Origin of the sequence: Sorangium sp. So ce363 (assembly GCF_051520435.1) — a bacterium.
In the GTDB taxonomy this organism is placed as follows: Bacteria; Myxococcota_A; Polyangia; order Polyangiales; family Polyangiaceae; genus Sorangium; species Sorangium cellulosum_B.
The window spans coordinates 9,621,461-9,641,829 of the sequence record NZ_CP150333.1; the positions used below are offsets into that span (position 1 = coordinate 9,621,461).

Consider the following 20,369-nt stretch of genomic DNA (forward strand, 5'->3'; position numbering starts at 1 on the left):
GCCGCCTCCGAAGCAGGGCGACAATAGTTCATAGATCGACCCACATGACAAGGCCCATGCTGCGGAATTGTTGCTCGTCTCGACGTCACCCTAGGGCGAAGCCCGTCAGCACGGGAGCCATCCACGACGAGATCTGTTGATGTTCATGTCGACGGCAGAGGTAGGAAGAACGCCCGCTCGCGGCCGTCCAGGGGAGGGCAGAGGGCGCGCCATGACACGGCACGTCGTGGGTTCAACCAGCCATCATCGAATCGCCGTTGCAGAGCTCGGCCGAGCCGTAGGACAATGGCCCCGTGATGACGCTCGGCCCACGGCTCCCCCGGTTCGTGCAGCTCTCTCTCGTGCTCGCCCTGACGGCCGGTTGCGGCGCCTCGTCCGACGACGAGAGCCCGACGAGCGGCCAGGCCGCCGGCGAGCCGCCCAGGATGACGGGGATGACGGCGGCCCACAATGCCGCGCGCGCCGCCGTCGACCCGCCCGCCGATCAGCCGGTGCCCCCTCTCTTGTGGTCGCCCGAGATCGCCGCGGTGGCTCAGGCCTATGCCGCCCAGTGCATGTTCGGCCATAGCGCGAGCGATTATGGAGAAAACATCTTCGCGTCGACCGGCTCATCACCCACACCGGAGGATGTTGTCGCCTCGTGGGTCGACGAGGCGGCCAACTACGACCTTGCGAGCAATGCCTGCAGCTCCACCTGCGGCCATTACACTCAGGTGGTATGGGCCGACTCCCTGCGGCTCGGCTGCGGGGTCGCCGATTGCACGACCGGCTCGCCGTTCGGCGGTGGCACCTGGCAGATCTGGGTGTGCAACTACGATCCTCCCGGCAATTTCGCCGGAGAGCGCCCCTACTGAGCCCGCGCGCCGGCGGCGCGCGCCGTCCTCGTCATCCTCCCCGCCCCTCGCCGGCTCTGGTATCGCAGCGGCGATGGACTTCGGGTGGACCCCTTCCCAGCGCGCCGTCCACGACCGCATGCGCGCCCTCGGCGCCGAGGCCGACGCCGCGGCCCCGGACGATCGCATGCGCGTCCTCGCCCGGGGCGGCGCCCTCGGCCTGCCGATCGCCCGCGATCTCGGCGGCGAGGGCCTCGACCTCGTCACGACGGCGCTCGCCTACGAGGGCCTCGGCGCGACGCTGCGCGACGGCGGCGTCCTGCTCGCCGCGGGGGCGCACCTCTTCGGCGTGGCGCTCCTGCTCGCGCGGGTGGGCACGCCCGCGCAGCAGCGCGCGTGGCTGCCGCGGATGGCGAGCGGCGCGTGCATGGCGACGGTCGCCGCGACCGAGGCCGGCGCGGGCTCGGACGTCGCGTCGGTGCAGGCGAGGGCCGACCGCACGGACGCCGGCTACCGGCTCACCGGCGACAAGCGGTACGTGACCTGGGCCGACCGGGCCGACGTGTACCTCGCGATCGCGCGCGACGGCGGCGGCCGCGCCGGAGGGGCCCCGGCGCGCGGCCTCACCGCGCTGCTCGTCCCCCGCGCCGCGGGCGAGGGCGCCGCGCGCATCCTCCCCGGCGCGCCGCTCGCGACCGCGGGCCTCCGGGGCGCGCGGCTCGCGCCCGTCTCGTTCGCCGGCTGCGAGGTCGGCCACGACGCGCTCCTCGGCCGCGCCGGCGCCGGCCTCGCCGTCTTCCAGATCGCGATGACCTTCGAGCGCGCGCTCATCCTCGCCTTCCGCCTCGGCGCCATGGAGCGCGCCCTCGGCGAGGCCGTCCGTTTCGCCCGCGAGCGCGAGATCGGCGGCCAGGCGATCGCCCGCCACCAGGCGGTCGCGCACCGCCTCGCGCAGATGAAGCTGCGGCTGGAGACGTCGCGGCTGCTCATCTACCGCGCCGCGTGGGCGCTGGACCAGGGCGAGCGCGGCCAGGCCGAGGCCGCGCTCGCGAAGTGGCACACGGCGGACTCGGCCGTGACGTCCGCGCTCGACGACCTCCGGCTCCGCGGCGGCGCTGGCTACCTCGAGGAGAGCGGCCTCCCCTCCGCCATCGACGACGCCCTGGGCGGCAGCATCCATTCGGGGACGTCCGACGTGCTCGCCACGATCGTCGCGCGGTGGCTGGGCGTCTAGCCGCTCGCCCGCGCTTCACCTCGTCTCACCAAGCTCCTCCCTCGCCGTGGCATCAGGCCCCCGGGGAGGGTGCTCGGCCCCTTCCCATCCAACATGGAAGAACTTGGACGACGAACTACTGGCCAACCCTCGCCGGCGCCTTTACCAAGGTAGGGCTGCGCGGACCGGCCGAGGGTCGCCGGCCCGCGCCCGTCCGCCGGCCCCTCAAGCCCAACCAGGAACGATATGACCGAAGCGACCGACAATCCCCTGCTCATTCTCGGCTTCGAGATCCCGTTCGATCGCATCCGGAGCGAGCACGTGGAGCCCGCGGTGCGCGCGCTGCTCCAGGACGCCCGCGCCCGGCTCGACGCGCTCGTCGCGGCGCCCGGCCCCCGCACGTACGACAACACCCTCGCCGCGCTCGAGGCCGTCACCGAGCGGCTCGACCGCGCCATGAACGTCGTCTCGCACCTCGAATCGACGTCCACCACACCCGCGCTGCGCGCCGCGTACAACGCCGTCCAGCCGGAGGTCAGCGAGTTCCTGAGCGGCATCGCCCTCAACGAGGGCGTCTACGGCGCGCTCAAGGCGTACGCGGCCACGCCCGAGGCCGCGGCGCTGACGGGCCCACGGCACCGCTTCCTGAAGAAGACCCTCGACGATTTCCGGAGGAGCGGCGCCGAGCTCGACCCGGCCGGCAAGAAGCGCCTTTCCGAGATCGACGTCGAGCTCGCCACGCTCACCCTGCGCTTCTCGCAGAACGTGCTCGACGCGACGAACGCCTTCGAGTTCGTGGTCGAGGACGCTGCCCGCCTCGCCGGCCTGCCGCCGAGCGCGGTCGAGGCGGCTCGTCAGGGCGCGAAGGACAGGGGCATCGAGGGTTACCGCTTCACGCTGCAGGCGCCGAGCTACATCCCCGTGCTCACGCACCTCGACGACGGCGCTATCCGCGAGCGCTTCTACCGCGCCTTCAATACGCGGGCGACCGAGGGCGACCACGACAACCGGCCGCTCATCCGCCGCATCCTCGAGCTCCGCGGGGAGAAGGCGAGGCTGCTCGGCTACGCGAGCTTCGCCGATCTCGTGCTCGAGGACCGGATGGCGAAGACGGGCGCCGCGGCGCGGCGCTTCGTCGACACGCTGCGGGCGCGCACCGAGCCGGTCTTCGCCCGCGAGAAGGAGGAGCTCGCCGCCTTCCGCCGCGAGATCGAGGGCCCGGACGCGCCGCCGCTCGCGCCGTGGGACGTCGCCTACTACGCCGAGAAGCTCCGCCGCGCCCGCTACGATTTCGACGACGAGGCGCTCCGCCCGTATTTCCCGCTGGATCGCGTCGTCTCCGGCCTGTTCGAGATCGCCCACCGCCTTTACGGCGTGCGCATCGCGCCCTGGCAGGCCGCCCCCACGTGGCACCCGAGCGTCCGCGCCTACCAGCTCGTCGAGCCGAACGGCGCCCAGAGCGCCGCTTTCTATCTCGACTTCGTGCCGCGCGAGCAGAAGCGCGACGGCGCCTGGATGCACGGGCTCGTCACGGGCGCGCCGAGCGAGGACGGGCGCGCGGCCGGCGAGGACGCGCGCCACCTCGAGGTCCTCGCGGGCAGCTTCACCCCGCCGGTCGGCGGCCGCCCCGCGCTGCTCAACCACCGCGAGGTCGAGACGCTGTTCCACGAGTTCGGCCACATGATGCACCACGCCTCGAGCCGGGTGCCGATCCGGAGCCTCGCCGGCACCAACGTCGCCTGGGACTTCGTCGAGCTCCCCTCGCAGATCATGGAGAACTGGTGCTGGGAGCGGGACGCGCTCGACCTCTTCGCGCGCCACCACGAGACGGGCGCGCCGGTACCAGACGACCTGCTCCAGCGGATGCGCGCGGCCCGCACGTTCCGCGCGGGCGCCGCGACGATGCGGCAGCTCGGCTTCGCCGAGATCGACCTCGCGCTCCACATGGACTGGACCGGAGAGCAGGGCGATGTCGTCGAGTTCGCGCGCGAGGTCCTCGGGCGTTACTCGCCTGTCCCGCTGCCCGAGGGCTACGCCATGATCGCCGGCTTCTCGCACCTCTTCTCGAGCCCGGTGGGCTACGCAGCGGGCTATTACTCGTACAAATGGGCCGAGGTGCTGGACGCCGACGCCTTCTCCCGCTTTCTGGAAGAGGGTCTGTTCAGCCGGAAGGTGGGCGACGCGTTCCGGAGCCAGATCCTCGCGCTCGGCGACACGCAGGACCCGATGGATCTCTACAGGAGCTTCCGCGGCCGCGAGCCCACCCTCGACGCCCTGCTCCAGCGCAGCGGGCTCGCCTGAGCCCCCTGGGCGGGCCCTGAGCCTTCGGGCGGCTCCCCGGGCCCCCCAGCGCCGCGGTCCTCCACGACGCCCCCACGGCCCCTCACGGGCCGCGGGCCCCGCTCCCAAGGCGCTCACGGCCCCCCACGGCTCCCCGACACCTCAGCCTCAGGACACGCGCTACCGGCGCCGCGCGCAAGCACACTTCTTCATCAGCTCCCGCGCGCGGACCAGTGCAAAACGATGGCATCCCTGATCCGTGACCACTGGTCGATCGAGAACCAGTGCCATTGGGTGCTCGACGTCGCGTTTCGCGAGGATGAGAGCCGCATTCTGTGACGATGGTGCGGCTGATGACGCGTCGGCTGTCCCACGCGGCGGCGAAATCCGCCCTGCTGCCCACCACTGAACCCACCATCCCGCCGCTGCTGCCGCCCCCATCAGCCCGCCCGATGTTAGGCCGCCGGCCGGGTTCAACAGCAAAAATCAGGCCAACTGCTGCTAGACGTGCTCTCAGGGGGTCGCGACGATACTCACGGATACACGGGGCAATGCCGGCCGAGGTGGCTCCTGGGCTGGTGGGAAAAGGATGGATACGACGTACGTCATCAAGGAGGTCCTCTCCACGAGCAAGGGGGCTGTGCTCTATCGCGGCGTCCGCGCCGCAGACGGGCAGCCGGTCGTCCTCAAGGTCCTCGCCCCGCAGCACCGCTCGCAGCACCTCACGTGGCTGAAGAACGAATATTCGATCGAGAGCGCGCTGAATATCCCGGCCGCCGTGAGGCCGATCGCCCTCGAGACCTACGAAGGCAGGCCGGCCCTCGTCATGGAAGACTTCGGCGGCGAGTCGCTCGATCGGGCGGTCCGCCCGCCGATGGACATCGCGGAGTTCCTGCGGCTCGCAATCCGGATCGTCTCGGCTGTGGCGGATATCCATCAGCGGAACGTCGTCCACAAAGACCTCAAGCCCGACAACATCCTCGTCCACCCCACGACGGGCGAAGTCAAGCTCATCGATTTCGGGCTCGCCTCGACGCTGCCGTGCCATCGGCAGGAGAGCGGGAGCCTCCGGCAGATCGAGGGCTCGCTGCCCTATATGTCGCCCGAGCAGACCGGACGAATGAACCGAGCGCCCGACGAGCGGAGCGACCTCTACTCGCTGGGGGTGACGTTCTGCCAGATGCTCACCGGCGAGCTGCCCTTCCAGGCGACCGATCCCCTGGAGTGGGTGCATTGCCACATCGCCCGCTCGCCCATCCCCCCCGCGGAGAGCGCGCCCTGGGTGCCGGACGTCGTCTCGGCCATTCTGATGAAGCTGCTCGCAAAGGAGGCCGAGGACAGGTATCAGAGCGCTCGCGGGCTCCGGCACGATCTGGAGCGGTGCCTCGAGCCATGGAGCTCCCGCGGCACGATCGAGCCGTTCCCCCTCGGCGAGCGGGACGTATCCGACCGCTTCCAGATCCCGCAGAAGCTCTACGGGCGCGACAGGGAGATTTCCGAGCTGCTCTGCGCCTTCGAGCGCGTTGTCCGCGATGGAGTCCCCGAGCTTTTGCTGGTCTCCGGCCACGCCGGCATCGGTAAATCGGCGCTGGTGCGTGAGCTTGAGAAGCCCATCGTCCGCGAGCGGGGCTTCTTCGCCTCGGGGAAGTTCGAGCAATACAAGCGCGACGTCCCCTATGCCACGATCGTCGCGGCGTTCACCGGGGTCGTTGACGAGATCCTCGCCGAGAGCGAGGAGAAGATCGCCGCCTGGAAAGAGCGGCTCCTCTCGGCCCTCGGCGCGAACGGGCAGCTCATCGTGGACGTGATCCCGCCGGTCGAGCTCATCATCGGCCGGCAGCCGAACGTCCCTTCGCTGCCGCCGGCCGAGGCGCAGAGCCGGTTCAAGCGCGTGTTCCAGCGCTTCATCGGCGTCTTCGCCCGGAGGCCGCACCCGCTCGCGCTCTTTCTCGACGATCTCCAGTGGGCCGACCCGGCGAGCCTCGAGCTCCTTCAGGATGTGATGACCCGCGCCGAGGCGCGCCATCTCCTCGTTATCGGGGCATACCGTGACAACGAAGTGCCCCCCTCGCACCCGCTCACGCTGGCGCTCGACAGGGTGCGGAAGGAGGGCGCGCGCGTCGCCGACATCGTGCTCGGCCCGCTCTCCAGCGAGCACCTCACCGCGCTCATCAGCGATACCCTCCATTGCTCCCGCGAGCGCGCCGCGCCGCTCTCGCGCCTCGTCGAGGAGAAGACGGCCGGCAACCCCTTCTTCGTGATCCAGCTCCTCACCGCGCTCCACGACGAGCGCCTGATCGAGCTCGACGCGCTCGCGGAGGCGTGGCGGTGGGACATGGCGAAGATCTACGCCAAGGGCGTCACCGACAACGTGATCGACCTGATGGTCGAGAAGCTCGCGCGGCTCCCTGAGCGAACCCAGAAGGCGCTGAGGCAGCTCGCCTGTGTGGGGAGCACCGCGGAGATCTCCATCCTGACCCGCGCCTTCGGCCGCTCGGAGCAGGATCTCTATGAGGATCTCTCGCCGGCCGTGCGCGCCGGGCTCATCCTCCGCCTGGAGGGCGCGTACCAATTCGCCCACGACCGCGTCCAGGAGGCAGCCTATTCGCTCGTCCCCAAAGGCGAGCGCGCCGCGGCGCACCTCGAGATCGGCAGGCTGCTCCTGTCGCGGACCGCGGCGGAGGAGCTCGAGGAGAAGATCTTCGAGATCGTGAACCAGCTCGACCGCGGCGCCGCGCTGATCACGTCGCGAGACGAGCGCGTGCGGGTGGCCGAGCTCGAGCTCATTGCCGGCAAACGCGCCAAGAGGTCGACGGCCTACGCCTCGGCGCTCAGGTACCTCGCCGCCGGCTCGGCGCTGCTGGCAGGAGACAGCTGGGACCGACGGTACGAGCTCACCTTCGCGCTGGAGCTCAACCGGGCCGAGTGCGAGTACCTGACGGGCTCGTTCGAGGCGGCGGAAGAGCGGCTCCGTACGCTCGCGCGTAAGGCCAAGGATCTCATCGACGCGGGCGCCGTCGCTTGCGTGCAGATCGTTCTCTACGCGACACAGACTCGGAATGATCGGGCGATCGACGCCGGCCTGCACTATCTCCGGCGCATCGGAATCGAGTGGTCACCGCAGCCGACGAGGGAGGACGTACGGCACGAATACGAGTCGATGCAGGGGCAGCTCGGGAGTCGCCCGATCGAGGAGCTCCTCGACCTGCCGCCGGTGACAGACGCGCGCTGGCAGACGACAATGGACGTCCTCACGGTGCTCATGATGCCGGCGGCATATAGCGACGAACAGCTCCTCTGCCTCGTGGCCTGTCGGATGGTCAACCTCAGCCTCGAGCATGGCCACTGCGACGGCTCGTGCCTCGCTTATACATATCTCGGCTCGCTTCTCGGCCCGTTCTTCGGCGACTATCAGGCGGGGTTTCGCTTCGGCAAGCTCGGGCTTGATCTCTTGGAGAAACGCGGGCAGCTCCGCTTCCGCGCCTTCGTTTACGCCTTCTTCGGGATGGCCATCAATCCCTGGACAAAACCGCTTCGCGGCGGCATCGAGTGGCTCCGGCGCGCCCTCGGCACGGCCGTGGAGACCGGCGACCTGGCCATTGCCGGCGGCATCTCCGAGTGTGTGGTCACGCTGCTCCTTGCCGGAGGGGAACCGCTCGATGAGACGCAACGGGAAGCCGAGCGATCGCTCGCCCTCACACGGAAGGCGAGGTTCGGGCTCTTCATCGACGTCGGCGTCGGCAAGGAGCGGCTCATCCGCACCCTGCGCGGGCTTTCGCCGTCGTTCTCCTCGTTCAACGACGAGCAATTCGACGAAAACCAGTTCGAGGCGCACCTCGCCGGCGACCCGTCCCTGCTGATGGCCAAGTGCTGGTACTGGATCCGCAAGCTGGAGGCGCGGTTCTATGCCGGCGACTATGCGTCCGCCCTGGCGGCCGCTGCGGTGGCAGAGCCGATCCTGTGGATAACCGGGTTCGTTTTTGAAAGGGCCGAGTACCATTTCTATCGCGCGCTGGCGCTGGCCGCCCATCATGACGAGGCTTCGCCTGACGATCGGCGGTCGTACCGCGAAGCGCTGCTCGCTCATCTTCGGCAGCTCGAAGCCTGGGCTTCGAGCTGCCCCGAGAATTTCGGGAGCCGCGCGGCGCTGGTCGCCGCAGAAGAGGCGCGCCTCGGCGGCGAGGCGGAGAAGGCGGCGCACCTGTACGAGCAGGCAATCCGCTCCGCCCGTGACAACGGCTTCGTCAACAACGAGGCAATCGCCTACGAGACGGCCGCGCGCTTCTACCGCGCGCGCGGGTTCGACCAGATCGCGGATGGGTACCTGCGCGAGGCCCGCGCCCGCTACGTGCGCTGGGGGGCCGACGGCAAGGTGAGGCAGCTCGACAGGCTCTACCCAGGGCTCGTCGAGCGGAGGTCGCTCGCGCCCACCGCCACGCTCGCGGTCGGGGCCGAGCGGCTCGACGTGCTGTCGGTCGTCAAGGCGTCGCAGGCCATCTCGCGCGAGATCGTGCTCGACGACCTCTTGAGCAGGCTAGTCGAGGTCGTGATCCAGCAGGCCGGGGCGCAGAAGGGATACGTGATCCTTTGCCGAAAAGGCGGCCTCACGATCGAAGCCGAGGCCCTCCTCGACGAGAAAGAGGCGGCCTCCGTGAAGCTCCTCCGCTCGCTGCCGGCGACGCCCTCGCCGCTCTTGCCGGCCTCGATCATCACCTATGTGTCGCGGACAAAGCGGCACGTCCTCCTCGCGAACGCCGCCGAGGCGCCGACGTTCTCTTCGGACGAGCACATCGCCCGGACCCGGCCCAAATCGGTTTTGTGCTTGCCGATCCTCAGGCAGGCTGAGCTCGTCGGTATGCTCTATCTCGAGAACAACCTCGTCACCGGCGCCTTCACGAGCGAGCACACGGAGGTGCTCGAGCTCCTCGCCGCCCAGGCGGCCATCTCGCTGAACAGCGCCCTGTGTCTTGCCGAGGAGCAGGCGGCGCGGGCGGCGGCGGAGCAGGCGGAGCGCCGGATGGCCTTCCTCGCCCAGGCCAGCGTGCTCCTCAACGGGTCGATCGATTACGAGCAGGTCCTGGGAAGGCTCGCCTCGCTGTCTGTCCGCGAGCTCGCCGACTCCTTCGTGATCGACGTCATCGAAGATGCCGAGGTGAAGCGGATCGCGGGGATGAACGCCGATCCGGCCGAGCAGGTGTTCCTTGGGGAGCTCGCGAGGCTCAATCCGCTCCGGCCCGGCTCGCGGAGCCCGGCGGCCCGCGCGATGCGGACGGGAGAGCCGGTGCTCCTGCCGACGCTCACGGACGCCGAGATCCGGGCCAACTGCGCCGACGGCGAGCATGCGAGGCTCATCCGCGCGATGGGGATTCAGTCCGCGCTCTCCGTTCCGCTCATCGCCAGGGGAAAGCCGATCGGGGCGATCACGTTCGGCTCCGCCAAGCCGGGGCGCTATGGGAGCGCGGACCTCCGCCTCGCGGAGGAGCTCGCGCGCCGCGTGGCGATCGCGATCGACAACGCGCGCCTCCACCGCCAGACCGTGGAGGCGCTGCGCCTGCGCGAGGAGTTCCTGTCGGTGGCGTCCCACGAGCTGCGCACCCCGATGACGTCGCTCACGCTCGCGCTCCAGGCGATGCTGAAGGCAGGTCGCGCCGCAGGGCCCCTCGAGTCCTCGACCCTGCGGAACCGCATCGAGCTCGCCCACGCGCAGGGCCAGCGGCTGAACCGCCTCATCGACGAGCTCCTCGAGGTCTCCCAGATTGACACGAACGAGCTCCCGCTCGACCTCGCGGAGGTCGATCTCGCGGCCGTCGTCCGCGAGGTCGTCACGCGCCTCGAGCTCAACCTCGCGCGGGCCGGGTGCGCGGTGTCGATCCACGACGAGGGGCCCGCGGTGGGCTTCTGGGATCGGTCGCGGCTCGATCAGGTGGTGACCAACCTGCTCTCCAACGCGATCAAATTCGGGGCCAGCAAGCCCGTCGAGATCCATATCGGTCACGACGCAGGGATCTCGCGGCTCGTCGTCAAGGATCATGGCATCGGCATTGAGACGGCCCAGACGGCGCGCATCTTCGAGCGCTTCGCGCGCGCCGTCTCCACCAGGCACTATGGTGGGCTCGGCCTGGGGCTCTACATTTCCCGCTCGATCGTCCAGGCGCATGGCGGCTCGATCCGCGTCGAGAGCCAGCTCGGCGAAGGCGCTGCGTTCACGGTCGAGCTCCCATGCTCCGGTCCGCGGAAGGACGGCTGAGCTCTTCGACGCCTGGCGAGGAGCCTCTCGACATCGCTCGCGGCCGGAGCCGCCCGATCAGGAACCGGGTGAGCGCGTACCCCGGCGGGGCCCCCGCGCCGCGCGAAGAACACCGTCTCCCCGCGCCGGGCCCCCTCGGACGGCCGCCCCAAAGAAGCGCCGGCGCGCATCGCGCCGGCCCCCGTGCCATCACTGTATCTTGAAGTTGCAGGCCGACAGCGTGGCCGTTCCGATCGTCTGCGTCATCGCCCAGTTCGCGAGCGAGGCGACGCTGGCCTGCTCGGACCTGAACGCGTAGTTGCTCGCGAGCTGCACCTCGGTGCCGTTCTTCGGCCGGATGTACACCGAGTACCGCTTCGCCGCCACGTCGACCACCATCCGGACCGTATAGGTCGTCCCGCCGGTGTACGGGAACACCCGGAGCGCCTGGTACCTCGAGGCGTTCCGGACCCGGACATTGCCTTCCTCGTCGAAGATGACGATCGCGGCGAGCTGGGTCCACTGGCTCGCGGAGCCGCTCGAGAGGCCGACCACGGCGTCGATCTTCGACGCGCTCGGCGTCACGTCCCAGGTCGCCGTGAAGGTGCCCCGCTGGGTCGAAGGCAGCTGCGAATTGAACCATTGGCCAGCGTTGACGACCGAGCACACCGGCGCCGTGGGCGTGGGCGTCGTCGGCGTGGGCGTCGGTGTCGTCGGCGTGGGCGTCGGCGTCGTGGTCGTCGTCCCGAACTCGAACGCGCCGATGTCGACCGCGCCCACGGCCGTCCGCCGCTGCGCGGAGCCGACGGCCGCGAGCCCCGCCTTCGGCGGGTGGTACAGCGGCATCGCGAGCGGCGACGGGAACGTGCGCCCCGAGATCCCCGTCGTCGAGCTGACGCCCGCGTTCCGCAGCGGGCTCGTCGAGAGCAGCGTCACGTCGCGGTTGCCGATGCTCGTGAAGCCGGGATCGCTCACGATCAGCGTCCCCGTGAAGCCGGAAGGCACCGTCGTGCCCGTGGGCACGGCGTTGTTGACGCCCTTGATGAGCGGGCTGCCGGTCGTCCAGCTCGCGTCGTCACGGAAGACCTGAACGCTCCCGCCCCCGACGCGATGGAAGATGTTGTTGTGCAGCTCGATGCTCTCGATGCCATCGAACAGGTGGATCGCCGCGCTCGACCCCGCCATCAGCAGGAACGTGTTGTTCACGAACCGATACCGCCCGTTGGTGTCGCCCGTGCCGTCGCCGCCGACGCGGATCACGAACTGCGTATGCGTCTTGCGGAAGACGTTGCCGACCACATCGGAGTCCTCCCGCGCGAGCCCCGGATCCTGCCCGTCGGGGCCGATGAGCTCGAGGTCCTTGTAGAGCCCGCCCTCGATCCAGTTGTAATAGATCTCGTTCCGCTCCGCGCGGGTCTTCACCGCGTTGCCACCGATTGCATCGTGGACATAGCTGTGCTGCATCCGGAACACGGAACCCGGGTAAGCGGTCTCATCCGTTGCGATGTAGATCGGGTGCTTCGTCGTACCGGCACCGCACTTATAGACCTCCACGTATTCCACCAACAGCGTACCCGAATCGCTGTCGGCGCCCAGGATCCCGTGCGATGGGCAATCGTGGATCACGGAGTCACGGATCGTGACATCGTGCCCGTGCTGGAAGATGCACCTCGAGGTGCCGCCCGTCACATCGAACCCCTCGAAGACGATGTGGTTCGCGTTGATCTCGATCGTGTTGGTGCCGCCCCTCAGGACGGGGCGCTTCCCGCCGACGCGAACGCCGCGGATCGTGATCTTCGAGGTGGGCGTGCCCCATTTCGTGAGCCTGATGTCACCCGAGTACGTCGCGTTGCCGTCGACCTCCACCACGTCGCCCGGCTGCAGTCTGCTGGCTACCTCACCGATGGTCTTGTAGGTGCGCGTGGGACCGACTTGATACGTCGTGCCGGCCGCCTGCTCCTCCGCGTCCAGCTCCTCTGCGGTCACGTCCTCGTCGAGCGGCGCGCAGCCGAAGCCGACGATAGACATCGCTATCAGGGAAGCGATGACCTTACCGGCGGCAAACGACCGCGACCCAAAGCCTTGAGAAATCGAATGCATGGCTTTTTCTCCCCCGGCGTCGTCGAACCCCTGTGGTGAACAGGACCGTAACGGGCGAAAGCATCAGGGGGCAGAAGAGGAGCCTCCCGCTGCGTGCCTTCGCGCCGCGAACCATCGGTGCAGACCATTCAGCACCAGAGGGGTGGATACCGGCGCTCTCGTGAAACAACTTATTCCCGGATTAACACGACGGGTCAAGACGAAATGCTTTCGAAAACGAAACGAACACCCAATTAGGTCGCACACCTCGGCCGTTTTTCACATCACGGTTGCAAATTTTCGATGCAAAACTGCAATGCGCAGTCCGTCCGCTGATGTAAGGAAGGTATAGAGAAGTGGCCGTTCGCTCGCTTGAATGCAGACGAAATCCCCGGGAAATGTGGGTGAACCCCCAATGCGACAGGGTTCTCCATGTCGGTCAACGACCTTTACCTACCTCACCCCTGCATTCGCTATCTCGGCCGCGGCGCCTGTGACCCGAGGGAGGTCGCGCGCTTCCTCGGCGACACCGCTGCACCGCAAGCAAGAAAACAGCTCGCAGCCCTGCTCGATCGCTTGGCGGAGGATCCGCTATGCGCGTCGCGGCTGGCCTGCCGCGGTCGACGCGCGCGACACGGGCTCGCGGGAGATCGTGGAGAAGGACGACGGGCCGGCGTTCGACGGGGAGATCGGCGGCGTCCGCGCGGCATCGCGCTGCTCGCCGCGCGGGGGAGATGGGCGGGAATCGGCGGGCGCGCGAGCGGGCGAGCGGTCAGCGCCTCCCCTTGAAGCCCATCATCTGCTGCACCACCGCCTCGCTCTCCTCGGCGATCGCGCCCTCCTGCGCCGCGCGGTCGGCGCAGTCCTCACAGACCTTCTTCTTCTTGCTTCCGACCTTGATCGTCTTGAGCTCGTCGACCTCGTTATCGCATTCCCGGCACGTGGGCATCGCCACACCTTCCTTTCGCCGGGCCAGCATATCGCACCGATCCCGCGCGCGCCGAGATCGCGCCCCGGCGCCGCGAGCGGACCGCGCCGAGATCGCGCCCCGGCGCCGCGAGCGGACCGCGCCGAGATCGCGCCCCGGCGCCGCGAGCGGACGGCGCGGCTCGCCCGCCCGATGTTTGGCCCGGACGAGCCCCGCGACCTAGGCTCGCCGCGTCACGAGGACACCAAGGAGGCTCCCATGGATCGGAGGCAGGGCGCGCGCGCGCAGGTCGACTTCCCCGTCTCGGCGCTCGTCGATGGCCACCGGCACCGGTGTCGCGCGATCGATCTCTCCCCCACGGGGATGGTCGTCGAGCGCGCGCCCGCGCTGGCAGGCCGGGCGCTGCCTGCCGTGACCCCGTTCGAGCTCGACCTCGGGGTCGGGCGCCCCATCCGGCTGCGCGCCCGCCCGGTCTGGGACCGCGACAACCTGCTCGCCGTCCGCTTCGTCGTCATGAGCGACGCCGACCGGCTCACCATCGCCGAGCACCTCGACCAGCGCGCCCACCGCCACGAACCCCTCCATTAGAGCGACGGTCTCCCGCTTCGGATACGGGCCCACCTCGACGTTTTCGGTGCTCAGCGCACCGGAGTGCGCTTGCGCGCCGAAAACGCCGATCTGGGCCCGTCTCCTGTGCGGGAGACCGCCGCTCTGCTGCGGCTCTGGATGGTGCAGAGGGGGGCGGAAACCGCTGGAGATGGGGCAGACGGCCGGGGGTGAACGCCTTGAGACGACCGGTGGGGGACGTCCCCGACACGATGCTCGCCTGCAAGGGTGAAATCGCAGGATTGCAACACCGGGAGGATGTGCCCGGGACATCTATGCGAATTTTAAATCTATTTCCGTCTTCTCGCAGTGGCATGTGAGCTGCTAGTTCACGGACGAGCGTTGCTGGTGCGGCCTCTCCCCCCCTAGGCCCCGGCGACGCTTTTTTCTTTTTGTCGCTCGCTGGAGCGACGAGCGGTGGGGCACGCGCTACGTGCGTGGCTCACGTCGTCGGCGCGCAGCGGAGATCGACGCCCGCGGAATGCTGGCGGCAGAGCGGCGAAGCTCGTCGAGCGCGTGCTCGGGCAGGCGCGGCGCGCGCGGCTCGGCGACGCCTGGCTCGGGAGGGGCGGGCGCGCGGGCGCCCAGGTACGGCCAGAGGCTCTCGCGGATGGGCGCCGGCAGGACGTTCTCCAGGTACTCGAGCGCGGTCCCGCGGAGATGGGCGTCGTCGGCGTGGAGCGCCCTGTAGGCGATCTCGAGCGGCTCGCGCTCGAGACAGAGCGAGAGGACACGGAACACGTGCTCCAGGCTGCGGCTCGTCCGCTCGACGAGCAATCGCTCGGCCAGCGGCGCCTCGACCGAGGGCGCGACGTTGGGGGGCTGGGCGTCCCACACCCGGCGACCGATCGCGATCTCCCGCATCGCCGCCTCGATCACGTCGTCGTGCCGCAGGTGGATCGGCGCGCGCTGCTGGAGGAGCCGCGCGAGCGCGACGCCGCACTGAAAACGCACCTCGAAGCGCTCGTCGGCGAGGCCCAGGATCAGGCCGTCGGCGGCGCGCTGGGTGGGACAGGCCTGGAGCACCCGCGGGATGCGGCGCCGGAGGGCGACGCTCACGGACGGATCGAGGAGCGCGTCGACGAGCTGGCCGGTCGCGCGGGGGGCGACGGCGCGGAGCGCCCGGATCGCCTCGGAGGTGAGCCCCTCGCGCTCGAGGAGGGGGAGGAGGTGCGGCACGAGCGCGGGGTCCGGCTCCCGGACAAGCGCCCGGCGGATCCGCTCGGGATCGCCGGAGCGCAGGTCGGCCGTGGCGGCGAGCACCGGATCGGACGCCAGCGCGGCCGACGCGGCGCGCGCGGACAGCGGCCCGTCGACGCCCCTGCGATCACCCGCCGGAGGCCGCGGCGAGTCCCCGGGAGCGGGGCCGGAGAGCGACGCGCGGCCGGAGAGCGGCGAGCGGCCGGAGAGCGGCGGGCCAGGGTGCGACGTGCGCTCGCCGTCGGCGGAGGCGCGCCCGGCGTCGTGCCGCGCTGCCGCGGCGTTCCGGAGCGCGGCGAGCTCGACGAGGACCCTGTCGCGGCTGAGCGCGTCGACGGTGCCGCTCAGGGTGCGGCGGGTGGTCGCGTCGACGACGTTCGTCGGGTCGAGCGAGACGGCGCCGGAGCGCAGGCTGCCCTCGAGCGCGGCGACGTAACCCCGGTGCAGCCGAGGCGTGAAGAGCAGCGTGACGCCCGCGGCCGCCGCGCCGAGGCCGAGCAGCAGCGAGAGCGACCCGCCCGGGGCGAGCACGAGCAGGGCCATCGCGAGGCCGCTGCCCGCCGCGGTGCCGATGCGGTCGAAGCCGACGTCGATGAGCGTCTTGATCGACCGCTTCTGGTCCGGGGGCAGGGGCGTGTAGAGCAGCTCGTAGCCCGACCGGAACAGCGAGTTCCGGAGCACCGCCTCGGTCGCGCGGACGATGGAGGCGGCCCAGAGCCGCGGCGCGACCACGAGGGAGAGGGTGCTCGCGACGACCGCGGCCGGGAGGATGCCGATGGTGGCGGCGAGCCCGAGCCGGTCGAGCGAGAAGGTGGCGGCGAGCGACTGCACGAGGAACGAGAGCACGCTCACCGAGAGGTGGAAGAGCGCGAAGAACGAGAGCAGCGCGTTGCGGTCGGTCATCGCGGCGGCCGCCTCGGCGCTGAGGGCCACGTCGAACAGCGCGCCGCTCACGGCGCCGAGCCCGACGAGCAGGCCGAGGTCGCGCAGGTGGCTGTTGTCGCGCAGCGCGGCGAGCCCCGCCCCGCCGGCGCCAACCTCGGTGCGCCCCGCCTCAACCTGGGTGCGCCCCGCCTCAACCTCGGTGCGCCCCGCCTCAACCTGGGTGCGCCCCGCCTCAACCTCGGTGCGCCCCGCCTCAACCTGGGTGCGCCCCGCCTCAACCTGGGTGCGCCCCGCCTCAACCTGGGTGCGCCCCGCCTCAACCTCGGTGCGCCCCGCCTCAACCTCGGTGCGCCCCGCCCCGCCGGTGGCGCCGGCCGCGCGCGCGAGGCTGGCGCCCAGATGGTGGGTGGCCCAGGCGGTGAGCGCGCTCACCGCGGAGAGGGCCAGGAGCATCGTCGGAGCGTCGATGAGGCGGCTGGCGCGCCAGGCGAACAGGCCGCCGATCACGCCGCCGACGGTCCCGCCGCCCGCGATGCGCCCGATGGATTGGCGGGCGGTGTGGGGGTCGAAGCGCTCGTTGACGAGCGACCAGAAGGCGGAGATGAGGGTCGCGCCGAAGACGGCGATGTGCAGGTAGAAGACGAGGGCGGCGGCGCCGGGCGCGCGCCGGGCGAGGGCCCACTCCAGGGCGAGGAGCACGGAGCTCGCAACGAACGTGGCCGGAACGACGCGCGCGGGGGAAAGCTGGAGGAGCGCGCGCGAGAGCAGGACGACGGCGCCGAACGACAGGGCCGCGCCGGCGGCCATGACCTTGGGGACGTCGGCCGCGCCGAAGCTGGCGAGGAAGAGGGCGTCCCGGGTCGCCCGGCCGGCGACCTGCTGGGCGATCATCGCGCCCGAGGCGATGGCCGCGAGGAGGACGGGCCTGTCGCTCGCGCTGTCCTCTCCCACCTGCGCCCTGGGCATCCTAGGCGGGTTCGGCGGCGAGCACGCGGGCGTCGGTGACGATGGTCCCGAGCGGGACGTCGCCCGGGGTCGCCGGCACCTCGGCGACGAGCTGGAAGTCGAACACGACGCCCACCGCATGCGCCGGGGGGCAGAAGCGCGGCAGGGTGCTGTCGTAGTAGCCGACGCCGTAGCCGATCCGGTGCCCTCGGGCGTCGATCTGCAGGGCGGGCACGACGATGACGTCGAGCGCGGCGGCCTCCTCGTCGGTCGCGTCGGGCTCGCGGAAGCCGAGGCCGCGCTCCTCCATGGCCTCGGGGTCCTCGACGAAGCGGAAGGTCATGGCGCGCGACTCGGGGTCGATGGAGGGGTACGCGACCCGTGCGCCGCGGGCGCGCAGCAGCGGATCGAGCTCCCTGAGGTCGACCTCGTTGCGCCCCTCGATCGGGTAGAAGAGCGCGACCCGCCGGGCCGCGGCGAGGGCCGGCAGCTCCGCGAGCGCGCGCTGGATCCGGCGCGATCGCTCGAGGATGGCGTCGAGGGGGATGGAGCTGCGGACGGCCCGAGCGCGCTTCCGCAGCTCGGCTTTGGCGCGGTAGCGCAGGGCGGCCTCGGCGTCGGGGTCCATGGCTCGGTGGTTCCTCCGGCGCGCATCCTAGAGAGCCGCCCCGGGCCGGGGAACCGCCATGTGCGAAATCGGTGTGAGGTGGCGCAGTTGGCCCCAGGTGTGGCGCTCTTGCACGGAGGGCGGGGCAGCGGCCGCGCTGCGAGCGCGGGGGAGCGGGACGGGCGGGGGGCCCGAGGCGCGGAGCGGAGCGGGCGGAGAGAGGGGAGGGAGCGCCGGACGAGCGAGGGGACCGCGCGGGAGCGCGGGAGGGACCGCGCGGAAAGCGCAGTTGCGAGCGGCTAGCCAGGGGGAGCCCACGGACGAGCCCGGTGGCACCGTTCGTGCTGCTGGCGGCGGCTGCGCGGATGGCGGCGACCGCCGCTGCCGCGCGGTCCGCACAGGCGGCTGGTAGCGCCCTGATCGCGGAGAGACGATACCGGAGCGGTGCGATCGCGAGGGCAGGAGCCCCCGACGCCGGAGGAAGCGATGTTCTGGGAGGATTTCAAGAAGTTCGCGGTCCGTGGCAATGTCGTCGACATGGCCGTGGGCGTCGTGATCGGCGCGGCGTTCGGCAACATCGTCAAGACGCTGGTGGATCACCTGATCATGCCGCCGATAGGCCTCCTGACGGGCGGCATCGATTTCAGCCGGCACTACATCGTCCTGAAGTCGCCGAGCGGGCCCGGTCCGTACGCGACCCCCGAGGAGATGGTGAAGGCCGGCGCGGTGCTCCTCCAGTACGGGGTCGTCATCAACAGCCTGGTGAGCTTCTTCATCGTCGCGCTCTGCGTCTTCCTCCTGGTGCGGCTCATGGGGAAGCTTCACAGACAGCACGCGGAGGAGGTGACGACGAAGGAGTGCCCCGAGTGCGCGATGAGCATCCCCATCAAGGCGGTGCGCTGCGGGCACTGCACGGCGGCGCTGAAGGGCGCGTAACGCGAAACGGAGAGGTCACCGCGTGGGCGGCGCAGCTGGCGCGGCTCGCCGGCGAGCGGGCTCTCCGTCGAGGCAGGGCGCGTCGACGCCGGGTTCGCTCGGAGGGGCGCGCGGCCGCGGATGGCCGCGCTCTGGCTCAATGGTTCTCGACGGGCACGCCGGCCTCGAGCACGGCCTTCTTCAGCGTCAGAATTTCCTGCTGAGCGTCGGTGAGCTCCATCGAGTGAAAGCCGGACGGGGCGGTCGAGCCCATGTGGATCGGGGCGACCGCCGTCTCCAGGATCGGGATACCATCGAGCCTGCGCTGGTCGGTGCGTGGCCTGGTCTCGCTGAGCACGGAGAGCAGGCTTGGAGACGCGGTGACCCGAGGGCTCAGCGCGTTCACGCGATCGGGCGCGAACAGCTCGAGCGCGGTGCGCGCGATGCACGTATGATCGAGTGTTCCGTGGAACGGCACGCCGCGCGGAGCCCACGGCGAGACGACGAGGGCCGGCACGCGGACGCCGAGCGTATCGAACGGCGCCGCCTCGTTCGCGGGCGACGGCGGCGGGCGCACGTGGTCGTAGAACCCGCCATGCTCGTCGTAGGTCACGACCAGCGCCACGTGCGGCCAGGACGGGCTCGCGATCAGGTGGTTGTAGATGCGCGCGATCAGGTTCTGACCGCGCGCCACGTCGGCCGGGGGATGGTCGTCATTCGCCCAGTTCAGCAGCGCGTCCACGTCCACCAGCGTGAAGTTCGGGTCGATCCACGAGACGCTGGGCAGCGTGCCTTCACGGCAGGCCCTGTAGAACGAGGATATCTTCGCGATCGGCAGCCCGCGGTGGCCCTTGTATTTCTCGACGGTGCGCAAGAACGCGATGTCGTGCGAGTAGTAGCGCCACGAGTCGGCCGGCAACAAGTCGAGGAACGTCGCGTGGTCGATCCATTGCAAGTTCCCCGTGCGCCCGCCGCTGGTCCCGCAGAGCGCGAAGAACCGGTTCGGCCACGTCGGGCCCGCGAACGAAGCGAACCACCGGTCGCAAACGACGAACTGTCGCGCCAGGCTATCGTACGTCAGCAGATCGCGCTGGTCGTACCAGCTCATGATCTCGGCGACGTGGCTGTTCGTGCTGTAGCCTTTCACGAAGCCGTCCATCGCGCCGCCGTTGATCTGCCGCACGACCTCCTTCCGGTGGTGATGCGGGCGGATCCGGACTCTCGTGCTCTCGAGATGATATCCAGTGATCGGCGTGCCGTTATCGTCCGAGTTCGTCGCGCCGGTCACCCCATCGACGTCCATGCCCGTGCCGCGCAGGTAACCCAGCATGTGATCGAAGGAGCGGTTCTCGAGCATCACGATGACCAGATGACGAATGTCTGCCATGTTCCACCGCTCGCTTTCCCATGCGGCTCAGCGCTGTGCCGGCCGACGCGGCCCGCAGGGCCAGTTTCACTATCGTGAATTCATCTACCGAGATCTGCCAGCGGAGAAGGAGATCCAAAGTTCCCGAAGACGTCAAGCCCCAGCTGCGGGGACCTGACCCGGGTTGACTGAATATTTTCCATGCGCTCCGACGTCCCCTGAAAAGCGGTGCCAATTCAACAACTTGTCCATGCGCCGAGGGGGCCGCGCTCACGCCGCAGGCCAC

The 20,369-nt window shown here is 70.2% G+C and carries 11 protein-coding genes; 6 read left to right on the plus strand and 5 right to left on the minus strand.

Annotated features, from left to right (window positions below; genetic code table 11):
• The first annotated feature begins 296 nt into the window (after positions 1–296).
• The 4 genes from WMF12_RS36200 (at position 297) to WMF12_RS36215 (ending at position 10,573) form a co-directional block, all read left to right on the plus strand.
• The gene (locus tag WMF12_RS36200; protein ID WP_437873928.1) at positions 297–854 is read left to right on the plus strand and encodes a CAP domain-containing protein; all 558 of its coding nucleotides are present in this window, start codon (positions 297–299) and stop codon (positions 852–854) included.
• A 73-nt stretch (positions 855–927) separates the two neighbouring features.
• Positions 928–2,067, plus strand: coding sequence for an acyl-CoA dehydrogenase family protein (locus tag WMF12_RS36205; protein ID WP_437852553.1), 1,140 nt, complete (start codon positions 928–930; stop codon positions 2,065–2,067).
• A gap of 225 nt (positions 2,068–2,292) precedes the next feature.
• Complete coding sequence (locus tag WMF12_RS36210; protein WP_437852555.1) at positions 2,293–4,347, plus strand: M3 family metallopeptidase; 2,055 nt, start codon at positions 2,293–2,295, stop codon at positions 4,345–4,347.
• 568 nt (positions 4,348–4,915) lie between these two features.
• The gene (locus WMF12_RS36215; protein ID WP_437852557.1) at positions 4,916–10,573 is read left to right on the plus strand and encodes an AAA family ATPase; all 5,658 of its coding nucleotides are present in this window, start codon (positions 4,916–4,918) and stop codon (positions 10,571–10,573) included.
• Positions 10,574–10,762: 189 nt separating this feature from the next.
• Here WMF12_RS36215 and WMF12_RS36220 read toward each other — a convergent pair whose 3' ends face one another.
• A complete protein-coding gene (locus tag WMF12_RS36220; protein WP_437852559.1) occupies positions 10,763–12,580 on the minus strand; it encodes a hypothetical protein in 1,818 nt (605 codons plus the stop codon).
• An 823-nt stretch (positions 12,581–13,403) separates the two neighbouring features.
• Positions 13,404–13,580 (minus strand): hypothetical protein, encoded by a 177-nt coding sequence (locus WMF12_RS36225; protein ID WP_157907138.1) that lies wholly within the window; start codon positions 13,578–13,580, stop codon positions 13,404–13,406.
• A 237-nt stretch (positions 13,581–13,817) separates the two neighbouring features.
• Here WMF12_RS36225 and WMF12_RS36230 point away from each other — a divergent pair, with 237 nt between their 5' ends.
• The gene (locus tag WMF12_RS36230) at positions 13,818–14,147 is read left to right on the plus strand and encodes a PilZ domain-containing protein (RefSeq protein WP_044966576.1); all 330 of its coding nucleotides are present in this window, start codon (positions 13,818–13,820) and stop codon (positions 14,145–14,147) included.
• A gap of 447 nt (positions 14,148–14,594) precedes the next feature.
• On the opposite strand, the gene WMF12_RS36235 is transcribed toward WMF12_RS36230, so the two are convergent.
• Positions 14,595–17,216: a hypothetical protein gene (locus WMF12_RS36235; protein WP_437852561.1), complete on the minus strand. Its 2,622-nt coding sequence runs from the start codon at positions 17,214–17,216 to the stop codon at positions 14,595–14,597.
• 1 nt (position 17,217) lies between these two features.
• Complete coding sequence (locus WMF12_RS36240) at positions 17,218–17,823, minus strand: 5-formyltetrahydrofolate cyclo-ligase (protein WP_437741276.1); 606 nt, start codon at positions 17,821–17,823, stop codon at positions 17,218–17,220.
• Positions 17,824–18,288: 465 nt separating this feature from the next.
• On the opposite strand from WMF12_RS36240, the gene mscL reads away from it, so the two are divergent.
• A complete protein-coding gene (gene mscL / locus WMF12_RS36245; RefSeq protein WP_437852563.1) occupies positions 18,289–18,738 on the plus strand; it encodes a large conductance mechanosensitive channel protein MscL in 450 nt (149 codons plus the stop codon).
• A 136-nt stretch (positions 18,739–18,874) separates the two neighbouring features.
• Here the strand turns inward: mscL and WMF12_RS36250 are convergent, their stop codons facing one another.
• Positions 18,875–20,104, minus strand: coding sequence for a phospholipase C (locus tag WMF12_RS36250; RefSeq protein ID WP_437852565.1), 1,230 nt, complete (start codon positions 20,102–20,104; stop codon positions 18,875–18,877).
• Between the last annotated feature and the right edge of the window lie 265 nt (positions 20,105–20,369).

Bases quoted from the DNA above. Each gene is read 5' to 3' on its own strand.
- WMF12_RS36205 (WP_437852553.1), top strand. From the start codon at position 928: ATGGACTTCGGGTGGACCCCTTCCCAGCGCGCCGTCCACGACCGCATG.
- WMF12_RS36250 (WP_437852565.1), bottom strand. From the start codon at position 20,104: ATGGCAGACATTCGTCATCTGGTCATCGTGATGCTCGAGAACCGCTCC.
- WMF12_RS36200 (WP_437873928.1), top strand. From the start codon at position 297: ATGACGCTCGGCCCACGGCTCCCCCGGTTCGTGCAGCTCTCTCTCGTG.
- WMF12_RS36210 (WP_437852555.1), top strand. From the start codon at position 2,293: ATGACCGAAGCGACCGACAATCCCCTGCTCATTCTCGGCTTCGAGATC.
- WMF12_RS36235 (WP_437852561.1), bottom strand. From the start codon at position 17,216: ATGCCCAGGGCGCAGGTGGGAGAGGACAGCGCGAGCGACAGGCCCGTC.
- WMF12_RS36220 (WP_437852559.1), bottom strand. From the start codon at position 12,580: ATGTCTATCGTCGGCTTCGGCTGCGCGCCGCTCGACGAGGACGTGACC.
- WMF12_RS36225 (WP_157907138.1), bottom strand. From the start codon at position 13,580: ATGCCCACGTGCCGGGAATGCGATAACGAGGTCGACGAGCTCAAGACG.
- WMF12_RS36230 (WP_044966576.1), top strand. From the start codon at position 13,818: ATGGATCGGAGGCAGGGCGCGCGCGCGCAGGTCGACTTCCCCGTCTCG.
- WMF12_RS36215 (WP_437852557.1), top strand. From the start codon at position 4,916: ATGGATACGACGTACGTCATCAAGGAGGTCCTCTCCACGAGCAAGGGG.
- WMF12_RS36240 (WP_437741276.1), bottom strand. From the start codon at position 17,823: ATGGACCCCGACGCCGAGGCCGCCCTGCGCTACCGCGCCAAAGCCGAG.
- mscL (WP_437852563.1), top strand. From the start codon at position 18,289: ATGTTCTGGGAGGATTTCAAGAAGTTCGCGGTCCGTGGCAATGTCGTC.